Raw genomic sequence first — 4,568 nt, forward strand, 5'->3', positions numbered from 1 at the left:
ATCGACGTGACATACAGGAGATCGGAGTAGCGCCCCAGCGTCTCGTTGACGTACGTGCTCATGTCTGTGTCCACAAATAACTCCCCTACAGTCTTCCGACCTTGGCGCGTCCACCGTCGGTGAGCAACGCGCGAGCCTGTTCGTCGAAGCCCTCGCCCCAACCTGCTTGATCGGTCCGGGCCAGGCCAGCAACATCTACTACAGTACGTCGCTGACCACTCTCGCCGTCAACGCCATCTTCGTCGACGTCCGCCGGGGCCGGGGCCGGGGTCAACCGAACCCAGATCCGACGACGACGCACCAACAGCGACATCAGCAGTCCGAGCAACATCACGACAGCGGAGATAAGCACGCCATTCTGCGCGGGATCGTGGGAAACCTGCATGGACACCCACCGCTTGTAGCCGTCGAAGGTGATGACCGTGCCGTCCGGCAGCGTGGCGCTCTGACCGAGGTCGAGGTTCACCGAGGCTTTGCGGACCAGTCGGCCCTGGTCGATCAGGTCGCGGTCGAGCATGTACACGTTCTGGGCGCGCCCGGTGTCCAGTCCGGTGTCCCCTTCGTACACGCGAACCGCGACGGCCGGATGATTGACGATCGCCGAATTCGAGAGCAGCAGCGTCCCGTGATAACTGGGGTCCGGCGCGAACAGTCCATCGATTGCGATCTGGTGTTTGCGGCGTTCATCCTCGTCCGGGTACATGCCGGCCGGCGTATCAAAGCGCATGGCGCCGTCGGACAGCATGGTCGCGGTGTCCTGCGGCAGGTACGGCGCGGTCTGAGTGCGCCTCTCGCCATTCGGGAAGGTGACCGTATAGGTCGGCGCGAAGCCGTTGCCCAGCACATAGATCCGGTCCCCGGCGATCCGCAACGGCCGGTTCACCTTGATGGTCTCGCGGTTCCAGGACCCTTCCGGCGCACTCAAGTCGGTGGTGTAGGAAACCTGCGAGCTGTACATCTCGGGTTGACCGTTGGGTAGGAAGGTCGCCGTGAACTCGTCCACGGTGATGCAGAACGGGCTCAGCGCCGTACCGTCCACCATCACCCCGGACCGGAAGGAGTCGTAGACGGCGGTCGACGTGTTGCAGAGCACCTGATCGTCACCGGCGACGAGCGTGCGCGTGCCCTCATACCCGAAAAGCTTGCCGACAGCGATGGTCACCAGCAGCGCGACCAGGCTGACGTGGAAGATCAGGTTGCCCAGCTCCCGGAGATAGCCCTTCTCCGCGGAGACTTCGACGACGCCGTCGTCGCGGACGCGGGTCGTGGTGCGCCAGCCGCGCAGATTGGTGCTGACGCGCTCGGCGATGTCGGCTGGCGTGCCGTCGACGGTCTCGGTGAGGTGGCGCGGCAGCCGCTTGAGGTTGCGTGGGGCGGGCACCGGTTTGGTGCGTAGTGCCTGAATAAACTCCCAAATCCGCGGGGTGATGCAGCCGACCAGCGAGATGAACAGCAGCAGGTAGATGGCCGTGAACCAGCCGGAGGCGAAGACATCGAACAGGCCGACCCGGTCCATCCAGACACCGAGTTGACCGCGGTCGGCGATGTACTGCGCCGTCTTGCCTTCGTTCAGGCCGCGCTGCGGGAGCAAAGCGCCGGGGATGGCCGCCACCGCCAACAGGAACAGCAGGGCCAGCGCGGTGCGCATTGACGTCAGCTCGCGCCAGAGTTTGCGCGCAGGCCGCAAGAGCCAGCGGTCCCACACTGACGGTGTGTGTCGCTCGGTCGGCGACTGCGCGGCCGGTGAGGTCTTCGTAGCGGTCATACCGGTAACTCCACATCCGAGATCAAGTTCATTCGGAGCCAATCGACCAGCTCGTTCCACCAGCCGAACAACAGCAGCATGCCGACCATGATCATCGCCACACCGCCAATCACCTGGATCACCCGGGCGTTCCGCCGCAAGAATCCGAGGCTGCGCACCGCCCACGCCGACGAGAGTGCCAGCAGCAGGAACGGTAGGCCCAGACCGAAACAGTAGGCGATCACCAGCAGCACCCCGCGCACCCCGGTCATGCCCTCAGTGGTCGAGGCCACCACCAGCACCGCACCGAGCGTCGCACTGCTGCACGGAATCCAGCCCACGGCGAACACCGCGCCGAGCAGCGGGGCGCCCACCCAGTTGGAGATGCGCAGCGGACTCATCCGGTAGTCGCGCATCTTGATGGTGCCCAGAAAGACCAATCCCATCAGGATGGTGACCACACCGCCGATGCGCTGCATCAGTTCCATCCGCGACTGATCATAGAAGGCCGACGTGGCCCCGAAAATGGCGGCGGTGGCCAGTACGTAGACGACGGTGAAGCCAGCCACGAACAGTAGCGCCGCGCCGAGCACACGCAGGCGCCCCTTCTTCGCAGGCTCGTCCGGCGTCACAGCCGGGGCCTCGGCGCCGACCAGACCGGCGAGGTAACTCAGATAGCCGGGCACCAGCGGCACCACACACGGCGACGCGAATGAGATCAGGCCGACCAGCACGCAGACCCCCAGACCGAGCAGCAACGGACCCGAGGCCACCGTGTTCGCGAACGTGTCGGCGACGCCCGCGACCGAATCGGTGGTAGCTGCAGGCCCCCACGGCGCGGGGCCGCCCAGTGCTGTGCTGATCATGCCGCTGCAGGATCCTCCGCGACCACAGCGAGCACCGCGTCTCGCAACTCGGCCTCACTGACGGACTTCAGGTAGACGACAGCCGGGCGTAACTTGCGGTCCAGGATCACCGTCGTCGGCACCGCGCCCACGGGCACCCCGAGCGCCTTCAGGTTCCGGCCGCCGTAGTCGTAGATCGACGGATAGGTGAGGCGACGGTCGGCGGCGAAATCCTTGGCGGCACTTCGGTTGTCGCGAAAGTTGATACCGACAAAGGCCACGCCGCGCTCTTTGGTCTCCTGGTACACCGCTTCCAATTCGGTAGCTTCCTTGCGGCACGGTGGGCACCACGAAGCCCAGACGTTCACCACCACGACCTGACCTTTGTACGAGTCCAGGTTCAGCGTGCTCGTACCATCAAGCAGTTCACCGGAGACGGTGCCGATCTGCTTGCGCTCACCGATCGGATAGTGAATCACCGTCTGGCCACCGGGTGCGACGATCTGATTGCCTTGACCTTGCACCACCGCATCGTCGCCAGTCGAGCAACCGCTGAGGAGGATCAGCGCGCCGCAGAGCGCCGCGACCAGTGCAGCCTTCATCGACTTCACGCCCCAGTGATCCGCGGATCCGATGCGCCAGCCGGCTCGGAGTAGACGATGTCGACCAGCTCATCGCCGTCGTAGATGAGGCTGGTCAGTGAGGCCAGCGAGCATTGACGGACGCGCGGGTCATGCCACAGCCGACGCCCTTCCAGGAACCGGCGCAGCGTGTACACCGGCAGTTGGTGGCTCACGCACACCACCTCGCGTCCGGCCCCGGCGGTGCGCGCCTCGGTCGCGGCGGCCAGCATGCGGTGCGCGATCTGGATGTACGGTTCGCCCCACGACGGCGTGAACGGGTCACGCATTTTGGCCCAGTGTCGCGGCTTACCCAGCGCGCCGTCGCCTACCGCAACCTTGAGGCCTTCGAACTGGTTATCCGCTTCGATGAGGTCGTCGTTGGTGATGATCTCGAGTCCGTGGGCGCCGGCGATTGGGGTCGCCGTCTCCTGGGCGCGCTGCAGCGGCGAGGCGAAAACGGCGGCAATATCGTGGTCGGCGAGGACATCGGCGACGGTCTGCGCCTGCGCTCGTCCGTTGTCTGCCAACCGAAATCCCGGGAGCCTGCCGTACAGGATTCCGTCCGGATTATGCACCTCACCGTGGCGCATCATGTGCACGATCGTCTTCATTCTTCCGCTCCCTGAGTCGTCATTTCTGCCCTCTGAGCTTGTCGAAGGGTCCGGCGGGGTCCGCCGCGGCACCGGCCGCAGCGGCCGCAGCCGGCAACGCCTCCGCGATGCGCTCGAAGGCGCGCTCGTCCAACGCGGCAGATACGAACCACGCTTCGAAGGCACTCGGCGGGGCGTAAACCCCGGCGTCGAGCAGCGCGTGGAAGAACGGCGCGAAGCGCCAAGTCTGGGTGGCCTTGACGGCAGCGTAGTCCACGATCGGAACGGTTGGGTCCGCATCCTCGTCGAGGAAGAAAGCACTGAACAGGTTGCCCGCAGCCTGAACCCGGTGTGGCACGCCGGCTTTCGTGAGCGCACCGGTCAGCATGTCCTGCAGACGGAGCGAGTTGCGATCGAGCGTCGCATAGACGTCGTCGGTCGCCAGGGCCAGCGTCGCGAGCCCGGCGGCCACCGCAACGGGATTACCGGACAGCGTGCCCGCCTGGTAGACCGGGCCGACCGGCGCAAGGTGATCCATCACATCGGCGCGACCACCGAAGGCGGCGGCGGGCAGGCCGCCGCTCATCACCTTGCCGAAGGTGTACAGATCCCCGGCCACACCGTCGAGCCCGTAATAGCCCGCGGCACTGACCCGGAACCCGGTCATCACCTCGTCCATGATCAGCAGTGCGCCGTGGCGGGCGGTCAGCTCGCGCAGCCCGGCATTGAAACCTGGGACCGGCGCCACCGCTCCCATGTTCCCGGC

At 65.8% G+C, this 4,568-nt stretch carries 5 protein-coding genes; all 5 read right to left on the reverse strand.

Annotated features, from left to right (window positions below):
• Positions 1-85 precede the first annotated feature (85 nt).
• The gene (gene resB / locus WAW85_RS11260) at positions 86-1,765 is read right to left on the reverse strand and encodes a cytochrome c biogenesis protein ResB (RefSeq protein WP_422559698.1); all 1,680 of its coding nucleotides are present in this window, start codon (positions 1,763-1,765) and stop codon (positions 86-88) included.
• Positions 1,762-2,610 carry a cytochrome c biogenesis CcdA family protein gene (locus WAW85_RS11265; RefSeq protein ID WP_422559699.1) on the reverse strand — a complete coding sequence of 283 codons (849 nt, stop codon included), beginning with the start codon at positions 2,608-2,610 and terminating at the stop codon, positions 1,762-1,764. The genes resB and WAW85_RS11265 overlap by 4 nt, the downstream gene beginning before the upstream one ends.
• The gene (locus WAW85_RS11270; RefSeq protein ID WP_422559700.1) at positions 2,607-3,191 is read right to left on the reverse strand and encodes a TlpA family protein disulfide reductase; all 585 of its coding nucleotides are present in this window, start codon (positions 3,189-3,191) and stop codon (positions 2,607-2,609) included. The genes WAW85_RS11265 and WAW85_RS11270 overlap by 4 nt, the downstream gene beginning before the upstream one ends.
• A gap of 5 nt (positions 3,192-3,196) precedes the next feature.
• The gene (locus WAW85_RS11275) at positions 3,197-3,823 is read right to left on the reverse strand and encodes a histidine phosphatase family protein (protein ID WP_422559701.1); all 627 of its coding nucleotides are present in this window, start codon (positions 3,821-3,823) and stop codon (positions 3,197-3,199) included.
• A 19-nt stretch (positions 3,824-3,842) separates the two neighbouring features.
• On the reverse strand, positions 3,843-4,568 hold a 726-nt coding region (locus WAW85_RS11280), incomplete at its 5' end, for an aminotransferase class III-fold pyridoxal phosphate-dependent enzyme (RefSeq protein ID WP_422559702.1).

The organism is Gordonia sp. (in: high G+C Gram-positive bacteria), assembly GCF_049299075.1.
Lineage (GTDB): Bacteria > Actinomycetota > Actinomycetes > Mycobacteriales > Mycobacteriaceae > Gordonia.